Source organism: Neobacillus niacini, from assembly GCF_036961885.1.
Lineage (GTDB): Bacteria > Bacillota > Bacilli > Bacillales > Cytobacillaceae > Neobacillus > Neobacillus niacini_H.
Window position 1 is genome coordinate 1 of the sequence record NZ_JBALNQ010000085.1, and the last position, 16,432, is coordinate 16,432.

Genomic DNA, 16,432 nt, shown 5'->3' on the forward strand with positions numbered 1-16,432 from the left:
TTGAGGACTAATCTTCAATGGCCCGACCTAGGTTTTGTCCCCAATGTAGGGGATTGAGGACTAATCCCAACAGGCCACTAAAAGATTTGTACTTAAGGCTTATGTAGTACTCTAAATAAAAAAGCCAAGCTGCCATTAGCCTGGCTCCTAATCCTTATTTTTTCATCCAACCAAGTCCCATGGCTCCTTCTCCTAAATGAGTTCCAATGACTGGACCAAAGTAGCTGATGGAGAACTCTACGTTTGGATTTAATGAAGCGAGGTCAGACTTCCATTCTACTGCCTCGTCCTCGCGATTAGCATGGATGATGACGGCTTGATAATTTTCACCACTGGCAGCGTCCTCCCCTAATAGATCGGCAATTCGTTTCATTGCTTTTTTTCGGGTACGGATTTTTTCAAATGGAACAATGACCTTATTTTCAAAGTGAAGCAGGGGTTTCACCTGCAACAGACTGCCAATAATCGCTTGGGCACTGGAAAGTCGACCCCCGCGCTGCAGATGGGACAAATCGTCGACCATAAAATAGGCTCGGGCGGTTTTCTTTAATTCTTCAAGTCGTTCCATGATCCTAACAGTTTCTTCACCATTTAAAGCCATTTTTGCTGCTTCCACGGCATAGAAACCCTGTGGCATACAACTAAGTTCAGAATCAAATGGGTAGACATTGATATTTTCTACCATCGTACTGGCAGTTATCGATCCAGCATACGTGCCACTGATTCCGCTGGAGAGGTGGACACAGATTACTGATTCATATTCTTTCGACAAACGCTCAAATAGCTCAACGAACTGTCCGATTACTGGCTGGGAGGTAGTCGGGAGTTCTTTCTCTTTTACTAATTGGTAAAATTCTGCTGCAGTAAGATCTATTTCTTCGCGATACGCCTCGTCACCAAAGATCACATTTAACGGGATCATATGAATATTCCATTCATCGCGTATTTCTTTTGGTATGTAAGCGGTACTATCGACAATAACGGCGGTTTTCATAATAAATTCCATCCTTAACATTCTGTTTTGTTCTATTTTATATGAAAACGCATCAAATTGCATTTTTAAGCAAAAAAAGGGCACACCCTTCAACAGAGTGTGCCCTTCGTACTATTTTAACGAACTTCAACCCAGCCGTTTTTGATAGCTGAAACAACCGCTTGTGTACGGTCATTCACGTTCATTTTTTGTAAAATGTTACTGACATGATTTTTCACCGTTTTTTCACTGATGAATAAAGCCTCACCGATTCCTCGGTTACTTTTTCCATCCGCAAGCATTTGCAGTACTTCGCATTCGCGGCGCGTTAGCAAATGAAGTGGGCGACGCAGCTCAAGTGTTTGAACAAATGCACCACCACCGCCTGTGCGTCCAGCAGTCAATTTGCGATATTCATTCACTAAGTTATGAGTAACTTTTGGATGCAAGTAGCATCCACCATCAGCCACAACGCGAACAGCCTCAATCAGTGCGTCTGCATCCATTTCCTTAAGCAGATACCCTCTTGCACCGGTTTGGAGTGCATGTGTCACATAGTTCTCATCATCATGGATAGATAAGATAATTATTTTGGTATCCGGAAATCTAGCAGTAAGCTCACGTGTTGCCTCAATCCCGTTCATTTGAGGCATATTAATATCCATGATCACTACATCAGGATTATAAGCACTTACTATATTTACCGCATCACTGCCGTCATCACCTTCAGCAACAACTTGGAATGCTTTTTCAAATTCGAGAATTCGTTTAACCCCTTCTCTGAAAAGTTGATGGTCATCGATAATCGCAATCTTAGTCATAATATTGTTCCCTCCTGCTCCACAATTTTTTTATTTAGACGGTAAAGGAACGACAATAAATACAGCTGTTCCTTTTCCTACCTTCGATTCAAATGCAATATTCCCTTCTAGAAGCTCCACCCGTTCTTTCATCCCAATCATTCCAAAGGAATCTGGCTTTTTTTTGTTCGTATCAAAACCACAACCATTATCCTTGATTAGAACGGTTAATTCATGCTTGTTCATTTCCAGCCTTACCTTTATTTCACAGGCATCGGCATGTTTTAAAGCATTTTGAACGGATTCTTGGATCAATCTGAATAAAGCAACTTCATACTTAGTAGGTAACCTGCGTTCTAATCCAATGTAAATAAGTTCAATTTTCGACTTGTTATGATATTCTTCGATTGTTTGTAAGTATTTTCTGAGGGTAGGGACTAGGCCTAAATCATCAAGGGCCATCGGACGAAGGTCATAGATGATTCTCCGAACCTCATAAAGTGCGGCACGGACCATTTTTTTGAAACTGCCAATCTCTTTAAATGCCTCCTCTGGTCCCTGCTCCTTATAAACACGGTCAACTAAATCTGATCTCATAATAACATTTGCAAGCATTTGTGCTGGCCCATCATGAATATCCCTCGATAACCGTTTACGCTCTTCTTCTTGAGCTTCAATAATTTTTAAGCCAAAATCCTGTTTTGCCTTTGCATTCTGCAACTCTTCACCCATAAGCTTCAAGTCACTCATGAGGTAATTCATGACCACGGAAATCTGCGAAATGAGTTGATCTGCACGGTCAATCGTTTCGTCTAACCCCAAAAGTCTGCGCTCGAGATCCGACCGTTTATCCAATAGCTGTTTTTTATACTGCCAATTAATGGAAAGGTCCATTTGCAGCTGGTGTGCTTTTTCATATGCTTCCCTGACTTCAGCCTCAGAATAGGCTTTGAAATTCATACTAAGTTCTGATAAAGTTAATCTGGCTTTTAGAACCAGTTCCTCTAAGCGCTCTTCTTCCGCAACCAGCTTTACCATCATGTCTTTAATGCTTCTTAGTTCATTTGTCATACTTTCGTAATCTTTTCGGCATTGCTCACTTATTTGAAAGATATCACTTTTACTGCTCGTGACGGTTTCAATCATCTCTTCACGAATTTCATCAATTGATTTTATATTAATCTTCTGAATTTTCGCCATGCTCTCCTCCAGAGACCTTTTTTCTAGTTTAACGCTTATCGGCATATTTTACTATATCCATGCGTTAAACCAAAAAATTTCCCAACTTCCTAGTGCATAGGTAGTATAATATTGGGTAGCTATACTGCTTTGTTAAAAACTACTTTTACACTCCTTAAGCATTATTAATTATAACATGAGAAAATTACTTATATATTAAAGTTATATTACACCAATATTTTATTTACTTGTATGTGCTACGAAAGGAGAAACGACTATGTTATCTCGGTATTTTACAGTTAGGCAGGAAGTGTGTGAACATGAAATTGTTATTCAAAAATCACGATTTATTGCTCATATTAAAAGGGTAGAAACAGAAATAGAGGCCCAGGAATTTATCCAAGGATTAAAGAAAAAGTATTGGGATGCCTCCCATAATTGTTCTGCTTATCTGATTGGTGAAAATGATCTAATTCAAAAGGCCAGCGATGACGGAGAACCCAGTGGGACTGCAGGCGTTCCGATTCTTGAGGTGTTAAAGAAAAGGAAGCTTAAAGATACAGTAGTCGTTATTACCCGCTACTTTGGAGGAATTAAATTAGGGGCAGGCGGACTGATTCGCGCTTATGGCAAGGCTACATCAGAAGGTTTAGATCATACGGGAATTGTTGAGAGAAGACTCGTTCAAATTATCCATGTGACAATTGATTATACTTGGCTTGGGAAGGTAGAAAAGGAACTTCGTGAGTCGGAGTATATTATAAAGGAAATTCACTATCTTGAGAAAGTGGAAATTGAGGTTTATGTGGATGAAGGTCAAGTAGGTGCATTTCATGATTGGATCATTGAACTTACAAATGGACAGGCAGCTATTAAAAATGGGGAAACGGATTATTTGGAAGTGCTGCTATAGAGTAAAAGAGATTGACTCTAATGACACAGTAAATGCCATTATGGGTCAGTCTCTTTTTTATGACCGATTTTTTGCCGTACTAATCCTAAACATACGGAGTATTTTTAACAATGGGTGAAAGTCATTTCCCATCAATCCTATTTTTTCAGCAATAAGCTCCATTACAATGATTAGAACTCCGATTAATAAGACGGAAACACCAATTCTCGCCTGTGAGTATATAACTGCAACCAGGCCAAACATGGATGCCATCGCATAAATTAGTAACACCGTTTGCCTATGAGAATACCCAAGCCTTAAAAGACAATGATGTAAATGAGATTTATCCGGTGCAGATAAGGGTTGATGGTTAATAATTCTTCGCATAATGGCAAAAAAGGTATCCGATATTGGAACGCCAAGGATAATGACGGGAATGATAAATGAAATAAAGGTTACATTTTTATATCCTAACAAGGAGAGAACAGAAATAATGAATCCTAAAAATAATGCCCCTGTATCCCCCATAAAAATACTCGCGGGATGGAAATTATAGAAGAGAAAGCCAAGTGTCCCCATTAAGACAATCGTACCGACAGCCACTACAAATAGATTTCCTTGGATAAGTGCCATTCCAGAAATGGTAACCAAAGCGATTGAGGATACACCGGCTGCAAGTCCATCTAACCCGTCAATAAGGTTAATGGCATTGGTAATCCCAACGATCCAAAGAATGGTAAACGGTATACTTAAGTATCCTAATTCAAGGTGTCCTCCAAATGGAAGATTAATAAAAACAACTTGAAGATCGCCTAAGAAGACAACAGTAAAGGCTGCTAGTAATTGTCCGATAAGCTTGTACTTAGCTGAAAGTTCAAACAAATCGTCACAAATACCAGTAATGACAATAATGGCACTACCGATAAGAATGGCAATAGAGGCAGGATTTATCGGTTTTAATATCATGATTCCAACAATAAAACTGATAAAAATGGCTAATCCACCAAGTCGTGGCATCGTCGATTGATGAACCTTTCGACGATTTGGCTTATCCGTAGCTCCAATAAGAAAAGCGAATTTTTTTACTAGTGGAGTAATAAGAATTGAGATGGTAAAACATACTATCAAGGTAATAAAAAGCATTGCGAACCTCCTCGATAGTATCTTGTCCATAAAAGCAAATTCAAAAACACTTAAATTATTGTGAAAAACAGGAAATTTTTTTTTAAAAAAAGTCTAAAACGTTTGTTTTAGACTTTTCCTTTTTATTGCTTATCTATTTTTCACATTAACCGGCTTGAGTCCTTTAAGAAACTTCAAGAGCGGTTTATAATCTTCGCGAATAAGACCTATACTTTCAACGACCAACTCGATGGTTATTAACAGCGATATGATGATAATTATTGAACCCCAAACAGTTGATTGGGAGAAAATAAATGCTGCTAAACCAAAAAGTGCAGCCATTAAGTAGATTAACAAGACTGTTTGACGATGTGTAAACCCTGATTTCAATAAACAGTGATGAAGATGTGATTTGTCAGGTGCTGATAACGGCTGCTTGTTCACTAGTCGACGAATGATTGCGAAGAACGTATCAGAAATTGGCACGCCGAGAATAATAACTGGAATGATTAATGAGATAAATGTAATATTTTTATAACCTAGCAATGATAGAACAGCAATAATATATCCTAAGAACAAGGCACCAGTATCTCCCATAAAGATTTTCGCTGGATGAAAGTTATAGATTAGAAATCCTGCTGTACTAGCCGCAACAATCAATGCCATGATCGTTACATATGGGTTACCTGTTAGAAATGACATTCCAGCAATAGAAAGTAACGCAATCGTGGAAACTCCGCCTGCCAAGCCATCTAACCCATCAATTAGATTAATCGCATTTGTAATCCCGATAATCCAAATCATCGTTAATGGAATACTTAAATAACCAAAGTCTATTACACCACCAAAAGGTATATTAATAAACTCTACCTGTAAACCTCCATAAATAACTACTACAGCTGCTGCAGCAATCTGTCCTGCCAGTTTTAACTTTGGAGAAATCTCCTTCACATCATCCAGCATACCGGTCAAAATGATAATGGCACTGCCAATTACAATCGAAAGATGGAATTCTCCGAACAGTTCATAAGATGGATTAATAATCAGTATTCCTATTAAAAAACTTAAAAATATCGCTAATCCCCCAAGTCGAGGCATTATTTTTGAATGAACTTTTCGATGGTTTGGTTTATCTGTTGCACCAATCTTAAATGCTAGTTTCTTAACCAACGGTGTGAGTAAAATTGACGCAAAAAAACAGATTGCTAGAGTTAGATATAACATAACGTCCTCCATAGTTGTATCCAGAAAAGATATGGATAATAATTTATTTATTAATATATTAATCTATATTTTTCTAATTAGTTTAATGTATCCTTTGGATTATAGCATAGTCAATAATAGAAATAAACTCACTTTTAATAAAACTATTTACCAAAAAAATACATTTTAATGATTAAGTAGCTGAAAAAATAATGATTAATTGACTAAATAAAGGCTTATCAATCTTCCTAATTAATACTATATTTTCACAAAATCTCCAAAATTATGTTGGTCCGATTATGGATCTAATTAAATAGACGATAACAACACTAAAAAGTTTCATTAATGATAAATAATTCACAATATCTATCTATAAAATGCCCTTTTAATGGTGATACCGAAAGGGCATTTTAGTTTATGCTTGATTAGAACGTTTTTTTATTTTATCAAGGAACATTTGGAAAACTAAATCCTTGGTCACAATTAAAATAACGCCATAGACAATCGAATTCACGATAACGATCGAAATGAATAATGGGATTGGCCCAGAAACAAAATGTCTAATTCCGTACGTAACAGGAATAAACAGTAAGGCATAAAATAGATACTTAAATTTTCCGAATTCGAACAAGCGAAAATCAACTTTTAAATATCTTCGAATATAGCCATATTCTAATAAGTTCAGAATTAATGTAGAAACGGAAGTGGTAATAATCGCATTTGTTGGTGTAAATAAGCCTAATTTTAATAAGCTAATATTTAAAATAAGATTGATAAACCCGCATAGGAAAATCAAGCGTACTAAAATATTTTCTTTCTTTTTTACATATATAACCTGATTTGCAAGGATGGAATCCATTCCAAGGAAAATCATATATATTGCAAACATACTTAGAACAGGAGCTGCATCCATGAATTCAGTACCGCCATAGATTAGTACTCCCACATCCGATAGTAAAAATAATCCTACAGATGCCGGGAACAAAAAGGCAAAATATACCTTTGAAATATTATTAAGTAAAATCAAGTATGATTTTTCATCATTTGTACTTAAAATGTAGGACAATCTTGGAATTGTTACCTGGACAACACTTAGCATCAATGCATTTATAATACCCATTATCTGTTGAGGTATAACATAAAAAGAAACAGCTTTTGAATTAACGTATTCTCCAAGCATAAATCGGTCAAGCAGCGTATACAACACATTGGCATTAGAAAAGACGACGACAAGAAACATCGGCTTTAAATGCCGCTTTATACTTAGATTGCTAAAATCGAACTTGATTTTCCTTTTAATGTACACAAAACTGATTATATTATTAAGGAATGCAGCAACAACCAATAATAATGCATAATGATTGTAATCCTTCGATGTGTTAACAAAGGTAAAAATAAGGATGATATAAATACTTCTGACAATAATTGTTTTTATGGTAATAAAGTCATAATTCTCCATTGCTTCATTAACCCATTCAACAAAGAAAATATTGACGATAAGGTTTAAGCCAAAGATCAGCAGAATAGGGAAAATAACCGCATCACCATATTTAAAATAACTAAAACCTAAATAAATACATAAGGCAGTGATACCTGTTACAGAGCTGATTAGAAATAAACTCGTAAACAATTGGCTAGTCTTTTGTTTATCATCCTTAACACGGCTCATTTCGCGAACACCGTACTGATAAACCCCAAAGCTGGCAAAGATAAGAAAATAGCTATAAATGGATTCTGTGAATTGAACGTTTCCGAGTGATTTCGGCCCAAGTGCCCTGTTTACATAAGGTCCCACTAAAATCGGAAGGATCAGATTAAAGATATTTAGTATTACCTTATATAAGATGTTCTTAAAAAGCGATTTTTTCATAAAAAACCCTTCTGTTCAGTTTGCCGTTTTATTTTTTGTTTAAAATAGCCCTAGTATTATCCCTGAATGGTAAAACATCTATATCTAATTTTGAGAATTCCCAGTTTTCATCCTTAATCATATAGGTAGGGCCATAATTATCTACAAGATACTGATGATAACTTTCTGGAATTGGAAATTTATCACCTTTAAAGTCAATCAATGTACTGCCGGTATATGTTGAGGTGAGCCTTTTTACAGTAAGTCCAGTGACTACTGTGTATTCTTCGAGTTCTTGATAAACCGTTTTTTCTCCTTCTTCTGTTGCATAACAATGAATTTTATCTTTATCCTCGCTAGGGTAATAATAAAAAACATCTAGATTTACGCCTTTAAATAGGTATGTCTCTTCAACTATTTTTTCATCCATCCAAAATTCACGTGATTTTTCGAAACCACGTTTTTTCATTGCCAGTTCAAGTCTTTTAGCACTTTCATTTCCAGTGAAAAATGTCCCTACATCAATATCCGCATCATGTCCAATGAAATCCTTCTCGCGTACTGCACCGAGCAAGGTCCCATAGTCCAGCCAAAATTCATGCTTTATCTCTTGAAATGCTTCTTTAACTGACTTAAGACTCTCAAGCCCGTATGTGTGTACAGCTTCCCGTTTTTCGGCCTCCCGATTGCTTCGATAATGTTGATTAATTTTTAGTAATATTGGATTCGACCGCAACGTTTTATATATCTTTCTATTTCGGAAGTAGGACTTCATTTTCTCAAATGTTGTGCTCACTTAAATTCCCCCTCTATCTATTTATTTGAAAAAAGAACTGATATATATCAGCTCTTCTCTGTTGTTTCTTTTAAATAAGCAGCTAGCGCCTCTTTCCAATCACGAAGTGGAGTCAGCCCGATTTCGCTTATTTTCTCCTTACTTAGCACCGAATATTTAGGACGTGCCGCCGGAGTTGGGAATTGATCGGAGGTTAATGGATTAACTTTTACGTTCAAATCAGACTGCTTGAAAATTTCCACTGCAAATTCATACCAAGAACATACCCCGCTGTTAGTGGCATGGTAAATTCCGTATTTGTCCGTTTCCATTAATTGAACCATGAATTGTGCTAAATCAACTGTATAAGTAGGCGAGCCTACTTGGTCATAAACAACACCGATTTCTCCTCGCTCTTTGCCTAGGCGAATCATCGTTTTAACAAAGTTTTTTCCATAGACACCAAATACCCAAGCAGTTCGTACAATGAAGAATTGCTCTAAATACTTTTGAAGAAGCTGTTCCCCAGCTAATTTCGTTCTTCCATAAGCTCCGAGAGGCTTAGTTGGCTCATCAACCTCATAGGGTTCAGTAGCCGTGCCATCAAAAACATAGTCAGTACTTACAAGGAGCATTTTTGCACCATTAAGCTTGGCAGCTTTTGCTAAGTATTCCGTACCAGCAGCATTGATATGATACGCTGTTTCTTCATTTGCCTCTGCGCCATCCACATTCGTGTAGGCAGCACAGTGCAAAATCACATCTGGCTTCACTTCACTAATATAGGCGATAACGGCCTCTTCATTGGTAATATCTAATTGCTGCCGGTCTGTTCCAAAGGCTTGGTGGTTCTTTCGTTCTAACTCCAATAGAACATCCTGCCCCAATTGGCCCGCTGCACCTGTAACAACAACCCTCATTATTCTACCTCTAATCTATCGCCATACTGGGCTTTAACATATTCCTGATATTCGCCAGAAATAATATTTTCCCACCACTCACGGTTATTTAAATACCAGTTAATGGTTTGTTCGATACCCGTATCAAAATTATATTTTGGAGACCAGCCAAGCTCTGTGCGCAGCTTCGTTGCGTCAATAGCATAACGACGGTCATGACCAGGGCGGTCAGTTACAAACTTCATTAATGACTCTGGCTTGTTCAAATGTTTTAATACCGTTTTTACAATCTCAATGTTCGTACGCTCATTATTGCCGCCGACATTGTACACTTCTCCATTACGTCCTTTGTGAAGAACAAGATCAATCGCCTGGCAATGGTCTTCCACGTGGAGCCAATCACGAATATTTAATCCGTCACCATAAATCGGAAGTTCCTTATCATTTAATGCATTGATGATCATCAACGGAATAAGCTTTTCAGGGAAATGGAACGGTCCATAGTTATTGGAACAGCGCGTAATATTCACAGGCAAACCAAAGGTTTCATGGTATGCACGAACAAGCAGGTCTGCACCAGCCTTACTTGCACTGTATGGGCTGTTCGCTGCCAATGGAGTTTCCTCTGTAAAATAACCAGTCGCACCTAAAGTACCATATACTTCATCTGTTGAAACTTGGAGGTATTTGGTTACGCCTAATGTCTTAGCCGCATCAAGTAACGTCAATGTCCCTTGGATATTAGTCTGTACAAAGATTCCTGGATCGGTAATACTGCGATCAACATGTGACTCGGCAGCAAAGTTCAACACATAATCAAACTTCTCTTCTTGAAAAAGTCTATTGATAAATTCAGTGTTTGCAATGTCGCCACGAACGAATTTATAGTTTGGGGCATTTTCGATATCCTTGAGGTTTTCAAGGTTTCCAGCATACGTTACCAAATCAAGGTTAACGATTTGGTACTCAGGGTATTTATTTACCATATAACGGACAAAATTGCTGCCAATAAAACCAGCCCCGCCAGTAACTAATAATTTCATATTTGTAATGCCTCCTATTTCTCGTACACAAAATTTAGATGTGTTGCAGCACTTAATACAGGGTGCTTTGTATCTTTATCTGAAAGGACTGGATTATTTGTCGGCCAATCTATTCCCAATTCCGGATCATTCCAAAGAATTCCACCATCATGTTCAGGTGAATAGTATTCATCCACTTTATAGGCAACAGTGGTGTCAGGCACCAATGTGCAAAAACCATGGGCGAATCCTTTAGGTACTAACAGTTGGCGCTTATTATACTCACTTAAAATAACTCCAACCCATTGTCCATAGGTAGGCGACCCTTGACGAATATCCACTGCAACATCATAAATCGCACCCGTTACACAGCGTACAACCTTTGTTTGTGCTTTTGGATTCAATTGAAAGTGTAAGCCTCGAAGTGTTCCAACGGCTGCAGATAGGGATTGATTATCCTGAACAAAATTATAATGTAAACCTAAAGACTCAAATAAATCTTTATTATAGCTTTCCATAAAATAACCACGGTGATCACCGAATATCTTTGGCTCTAAAATTTTTAAATCAGGTATTTTTGTTTCAATAATATTCATGCTCTTACCTCACCTTGTCGATTACTTACCTTGATTGGCAATTTTTATTAGGTATTGACCATATTGATTTTTCTTTAATGGCTCAGCAAGCTCTAGTAGTTTCTCTTTTGAAATATAACCCATTTTATAAGCGATCTCTTCAAGACAGGCAATTTTCAAGGATTGTCTTTTTTCAACTGTTTCAATAAATTGAGATGCTTCCAGTAGTGAGGCATGTGTACCTGTGTCCAACCAAGCGTAACCACGTCCTAAAAGTTCGACGCTAAGTTCGCCCATCTCCAAATAAGCTTTATTAATATCCGTAATTTCTAACTCACCACGTGGTGACGGTGTAATACTTTTTGCAATATTAACGACACGGTTATCGTAAAAATACAGACCTGTGACAGCATAATTTGATTTAGGTACTTCCGGCTTCTCCTCAATGGAGACTGCCATGCCATTTTCATCAAATTCAACTACCCCAAAACGTTCGGGGTCGTTAACGTAATAGCCGAAAACCGTTGCCCCTGTTTCTCGAGCTGCTGCTTTTCTTAACTGGTCCGTTAAGCCATGTCCATAAAAGATATTATCCCCAAGTACAAGCGCTACGTTGTCATCTCCAATGAACTCGTCGCCTAAAATAAAGGCTTGAGCTAAGCCCTCTGGATGTGGTTGAATTTTATATGTAAAGTTCATTCCTAAGTCTGAACCGTCCCCTAAGCTTTGCTCAAACCGAGCAGTATCCTCAGGTGTCGAAATGATAAGAATATCCTTAATACCCGCAAGCATTAATACGGAAAGAGGATAATAAATCATTGGTTTATCATAAACAGGTAATAATTGTTTTGAAACTACTTTTGTTAATGGGTAAAGTCTCGTACCACTGCCACCCGCTAGAATTATACCTTTCACTTAAGCCAACTCCCTAAAATTTTTTCTAAAAAATCATTTTTAATTTCCATCTCATTATAAATAATGGGTACTGTATGAACAGACACAAAGAGTAAATGTAACAAAAATTTAACGTTTGTAACCTGCTATCGCCTTAATCGTTTTAAGTCTTCCTTTTAACTGTACAGGAAGCGGGCGTTTTTTTATTCCTGTAACATTCCCGCCATGGCGGACATATTTCATCAACGGCTCTTGAATAAAAACAATTTTCTTCTTTTTTATCATACAGACAAGCGCAATCCATTGATCATGCATTTCAATATCATCAGGAAATGGCAAGATAGCAGGAATAAGATCCTTTTTAAATGCCATAAATGCACCAGTAAAGGCGTTTTTTAAAATATTCCCAACTATCCCTTGATTTATGTTGTTATGGTTATAATCATTCCAGGATGGGTTGATTACAGTAAGATCTCCATCAACTACGAAAGCATCATGAATAACAAGATCTGCATTTTGCTCCTCAAATGCCTTTAAAACGGAAGAAACCTTATGGTCCTCCCAGATGTCATCCTGATCACATAGAAATAGGATATCTCCTTTTGCAAAAGATATCGCCCTTTCAAAGCTTTTGATTGGACCAAGATTTTTTTCATTGACATGGACCTGAACCCTGCTGCCATATGCTTCCTTAATTATTTCGATGGTGTTGTCCTTTGAACCATCATCAATGACAATCACTTCATCAATATGATTAAGCTGTTTCAGAACAGAATCCAGTTGTCGAACAATAAATTTAGCACCATTATAGGTCGCGACACACACAGATTTTTTCATAAAAAAATCTCCTTACTTTGAAAAAAGCCGTTTAAAGGTATACATTGCAATTTTCTTATTTTTTACGGTTACCACTTGTTTTAATAAACGCTTGACCAATTGTACTCGATAGGATGAATAGATGTCTTTTTTGTAATTTTTATAAAAGTTCATTTCAGAATCCAAAATACTTTGATAGCGTTTCAGTGATACCCTGCTATAATCCATAACCGACAATTCATGCTCCAAGAAAACATCTACAACCCAGACCATTCTTCCATGGTTATATATTTCAAAGAATAACCAATGATCAAGGTAATCTAGAGGAAAGCTTTCATTAAAGCCACTTAGTTCGTTTAAAAAAGGAACAGAGATTAATGCCCCAGAATTGATGGCCATAACTGGCTGCTTTTGAAGTCCTGCAGCAGGACGGTCCTCTTTTAATGGCCGTAAGGAGTAGCTATATACAGGTGAAATCATACTATTTTCACTGTATATTTTTGGTACAACCGCAGCCACATCCTCACCAAATTCAGGAAGGTGTAAGACTTCTTTAAAATAATTATCCGTGAGTTCTGTATCATGATCGAGAAGCAGCAGCCATTTACTGCCATTTTCTTTGGCAACATTCCAGGCATGATTATATGCAGGAACCAAACCCAAATTTCTCGGGTCATGCACATAAGATAAATTTAACCCCTCATAGTCTGAGTAAGAGATGTCTTGACTTTCAGGACTATTATCATAAAAAATCAATTCAATTTCAGTAAGGGCATCTTTATTAACGAGCAGTGTTTGCTTTAAGGTTTGTACCGTTTTACTATTTTCAAGCTCTTGTCGATAAAAGACTACAACCATCGTTATTTTCATTGGAATTCCTCTTTAGTATTTAAGTCTTTCTTCTTTTGGGAAACAATAAGTAATACTAAGAAAAAGCTAATACCAATTGGATTGTTTATAAATGGATTAATGTTGGTTAATAACAATACGCCCATAAAAGCAGCCATTAATGAAATATCCACTGTAGTTATCTGCTGACCTCGCTTGTAGGCAACGTAATAATTATAATAAATAATTAAAAATAAATAACCCCAAATGGCTAATCCAATTAATCCTTGCTCCAATAAAATATCAAGGAAACTCATTTCGATACCGGTGATTCTACCTGCAATTTCTGTCCCATAACCAGTTCCAATGATTAGGTTTGCAGGTTGGAGTAATATTTCCTTAGATGCAGCAATAAACTCCATCCTTGCATTAACGCTAACATCATCCACTTCTTTTTTCTGAGTGTTTGTAGTTTTTTTATTATTATTTGGTACCTCTTCAATCGTGACTACCTCAAAACGTTCCAACGTCATATATTTATACATAAATGGGACGGCTATCATTACCAGAATACAAATGGCAAACTTCCTAATGAATTGCGGCGATTGAACCAACTTTTGTATTTTTTGTGATAAGCCTTTTATTTGATCAACAATCACTTTCACATCTAGAACAATAATCATTAAGATACTAAGCATAAACGCTAGTAAAAACCCTCTAGTTTCTGACCAAAGCACAGAAACCGATCCTAAAATGACAAGGAAAACATCCAATTTTTTATAATGTCTATTCAACAAATCATTTAGTGAAAGAATAAGTCCTACTAAAACGAAGAAATGACTCTTATAGAAGACGCTATTACTCGGTCTAAAGAATAAATCATCATTCATCATCCAGTTCATAAAATCATAAAATGGTTTGAAATTAGCAGCAAAGATCGTTTTACCAAGCAATGATACAGTAATGGTAAAAATCGCTACAGCTAATGCACTATATTTCAACAACGAGATGATTCGTTTTAATGAAAATCGGTCATTTGAGATATAGTAGGCTAATGGAAAATAAAGTGCAAAGAATGAAACCCTAAAAAAGTCAGTAATAATTGCACCAAGCGGATGACCGTTAACATATCCAACAACCATGCTGATAAAAAACCAAGCAATTAGTAAATATATTCCCACAGTTACTGGATTAAACCGAAAAAATGTATTTATTTCCTTATTAAAAATGGCCTTTTCCTTTACTATGCGAATAACAAAGGTTAATAGCAAGAGAAGAAACAATACCTGACGTATTGATACAATACCAAAATCGATGAGCCTCCCGCCACCACCCACAAATATTTCAACAAAAAACAACGTTAATAAAACTTTTTCAAATTTATTCATAAATGTGACCCTCTCCTACTACCACACATTTGTATAATTTAATTCATTTTGCCTAGACATTGGTTTTCAATTTATTATTCATAATAATTGAAGTTTATATGAAAAAAGTTTTTACCATTTACTTGGAAGGAAGAATGTGGTTAGAACCATCTCCATCCCCATTTATTAAAATACTTGTACATCGATTTCATAAAAATCTTAAATAATTTTGAATTTTTATGTGCACCACGTTCATAATAATGAACCACTTGCGAAAATGGTGTATAAACAATCCTTTTATTCCTTTTCTTTAGTTCTATACACAAATCATAATCTTCAAAGTACATAAAGTAGCGGTCATCGAAACCACCTACTTCTTTAAAGTCGTCACCTCGTAATAACATAAAACAACCTGAGCCTATTCGAATATCAACTTCCCGATCATTCGCTATATCTCTCAGTTCATAAGAAGCAAGCCGTTTAGCAAACATTTTTTTTACAAACTGAAAGGGAACAAACCTTAAGAAATAATCAAAAACGGACACACGGTCACGCATTAAGTGCTGTGGTGAACCATCTGAATTTAAAATCTTAGGCACTAATAGAGCAATTGAATTGTCCTCCTCCATTATTTCCAGCATTTTCAGCAAATCTTCCCTAACTAAAATAACATCAGGATTAAAAACCAAGAAATATTTCTCGTTAGCTTTTAATAAATTATGATTATGGCCAAATCCAAAACCATTGTTTACTTGATTAAAGTTAATATCAGCAAAATCCTGGTATTTTTTCAACTGATTTTTATAATCTTCATTGGAATTATTATCAAAAATTACAAACCGGAATCGATTATCTTGACAAAATTCTTCTTTAAGGTTTTCAAGCACCTTAAAAATATGTTGACTATTATATGTAACAATACTAATAGCAACTTTGGCATTAGACATTATTTTCACCTTCTTCCAACAACTATATAAAGTTAGACATAAATTATCTGTAACGAGTTTCACTTTTTATTCGTCTATATTTAAGGAAATTATACAACTTGTTATAGTATTTCTTACAAACGTATTCTAATCATACATTTTCAGCAAGTAAACGACAATACTCTACAGTAATGTTATAACAAATCTAAATTATATCATTATCATGTCGTTATTTGTACTTTTTTAATAGAAATTATTTATTTCCATTGAACTAATAGTTCTTCAATATTATAATTTGGATTATAAGTGTCC

The 16,432-nt window shown here is 36.2% G+C and carries 16 protein-coding genes; 1 reads left to right on the forward strand and 15 read right to left on the reverse strand.

The genetic code is table 11. The features are described 5' to 3' along the window. Positions 1-154: 154 nt before the first annotated feature. From V7124_RS25505 to V7124_RS25515, 3 genes are all read right to left on the reverse strand, one after another. Complete coding sequence (locus V7124_RS25505) at positions 155-994, reverse strand: DegV family protein (protein ID WP_335494641.1); 840 nt, start codon at positions 992-994, stop codon at positions 155-157. 116 nt (positions 995-1,110) lie between these two features. Beyond that, positions 1,111-1,797, reverse strand: coding sequence for a response regulator transcription factor (locus tag V7124_RS25510; RefSeq protein ID WP_335413267.1), 687 nt, complete (start codon positions 1,795-1,797; stop codon positions 1,111-1,113). Between the two features lie 27 nt (positions 1,798-1,824). Continuing rightward, complete coding sequence (locus tag V7124_RS25515; protein WP_335413259.1) at positions 1,825-2,973, reverse strand: sensor histidine kinase; 1,149 nt, start codon at positions 2,971-2,973, stop codon at positions 1,825-1,827. A 256-nt stretch (positions 2,974-3,229) separates the two neighbouring features. On the opposite strand from V7124_RS25515, the gene V7124_RS25520 reads away from it, so the two are divergent. Then, positions 3,230-3,865: a YigZ family protein gene (locus tag V7124_RS25520; protein WP_335494644.1), complete on the forward strand. Its 636-nt coding sequence runs from the start codon at positions 3,230-3,232 to the stop codon at positions 3,863-3,865. Positions 3,866-3,922: 57 nt separating this feature from the next. On the opposite strand, the gene V7124_RS25525 is transcribed toward V7124_RS25520, so the two are convergent. The 12 genes from V7124_RS25525 to V7124_RS25580 form a co-directional block, all read right to left on the reverse strand. Next, positions 3,923-4,987, reverse strand: a complete 1,065-nt coding sequence (locus V7124_RS25525; protein WP_335413263.1) for a glycosyltransferase family 4 protein — start codon at positions 4,985-4,987, stop codon at positions 3,923-3,925. Between the two features lie 129 nt (positions 4,988-5,116). Continuing rightward, positions 5,117-6,190 (reverse strand): glycosyltransferase family 4 protein, encoded by a 1,074-nt coding sequence (locus V7124_RS25530; protein ID WP_335413269.1) that lies wholly within the window; start codon positions 6,188-6,190, stop codon positions 5,117-5,119. A gap of 394 nt (positions 6,191-6,584) precedes the next feature. Beyond that, entirely contained in the window at positions 6,585-8,039 is a 1,455-nt protein-coding gene (locus V7124_RS25535; RefSeq protein ID WP_335419838.1) for an oligosaccharide flippase family protein, read from the reverse strand. Positions 8,040-8,067: 28 nt separating this feature from the next. Then, a complete protein-coding gene (locus V7124_RS25540) occupies positions 8,068-8,814 on the reverse strand; it encodes a LicD family protein (protein ID WP_335419840.1) in 747 nt (248 codons plus the stop codon). A 47-nt stretch (positions 8,815-8,861) separates the two neighbouring features. Continuing rightward, positions 8,862-9,713: a dTDP-4-dehydrorhamnose reductase gene (rfbD, locus tag V7124_RS25545; protein WP_335494647.1), complete on the reverse strand. Its 852-nt coding sequence runs from the start codon at positions 9,711-9,713 to the stop codon at positions 8,862-8,864. Then, a complete protein-coding gene (rfbB, locus tag V7124_RS25550; protein WP_335419844.1) occupies positions 9,713-10,735 on the reverse strand; it encodes a dTDP-glucose 4,6-dehydratase in 1,023 nt (340 codons plus the stop codon). The genes rfbD and rfbB overlap by 1 nt, the downstream gene beginning before the upstream one ends. A gap of 14 nt (positions 10,736-10,749) precedes the next feature. Next, positions 10,750-11,310: a dTDP-4-dehydrorhamnose 3,5-epimerase gene (gene rfbC, locus V7124_RS25555; protein WP_335419846.1), complete on the reverse strand. Its 561-nt coding sequence runs from the start codon at positions 11,308-11,310 to the stop codon at positions 10,750-10,752. A 21-nt stretch (positions 11,311-11,331) separates the two neighbouring features. Continuing rightward, the gene (gene rfbA, locus V7124_RS25560; RefSeq protein WP_335494650.1) at positions 11,332-12,204 is read right to left on the reverse strand and encodes a glucose-1-phosphate thymidylyltransferase RfbA; all 873 of its coding nucleotides are present in this window, start codon (positions 12,202-12,204) and stop codon (positions 11,332-11,334) included. A gap of 108 nt (positions 12,205-12,312) precedes the next feature. Beyond that, entirely contained in the window at positions 12,313-13,020 is a 708-nt protein-coding gene (locus V7124_RS25565; RefSeq protein ID WP_335419853.1) for a glycosyltransferase family 2 protein, read from the reverse strand. Between the two features lie 12 nt (positions 13,021-13,032). After that, positions 13,033-13,869 (reverse strand): glycosyltransferase, encoded by an 837-nt coding sequence (locus tag V7124_RS25570; protein WP_335494654.1) that lies wholly within the window; start codon positions 13,867-13,869, stop codon positions 13,033-13,035. Further along, entirely contained in the window at positions 13,866-15,215 is a 1,350-nt protein-coding gene (locus tag V7124_RS25575; protein WP_335419858.1) for an O-antigen ligase family protein, read from the reverse strand. The genes V7124_RS25570 and V7124_RS25575 overlap by 4 nt, the downstream gene beginning before the upstream one ends. A 140-nt stretch (positions 15,216-15,355) precedes the next feature. Beyond that, positions 15,356-16,141, reverse strand: coding sequence for a glycosyltransferase (locus tag V7124_RS25580; RefSeq protein WP_335494657.1), 786 nt, complete (start codon positions 16,139-16,141; stop codon positions 15,356-15,358). Positions 16,142-16,432: the final 291 nt, after the last annotated feature.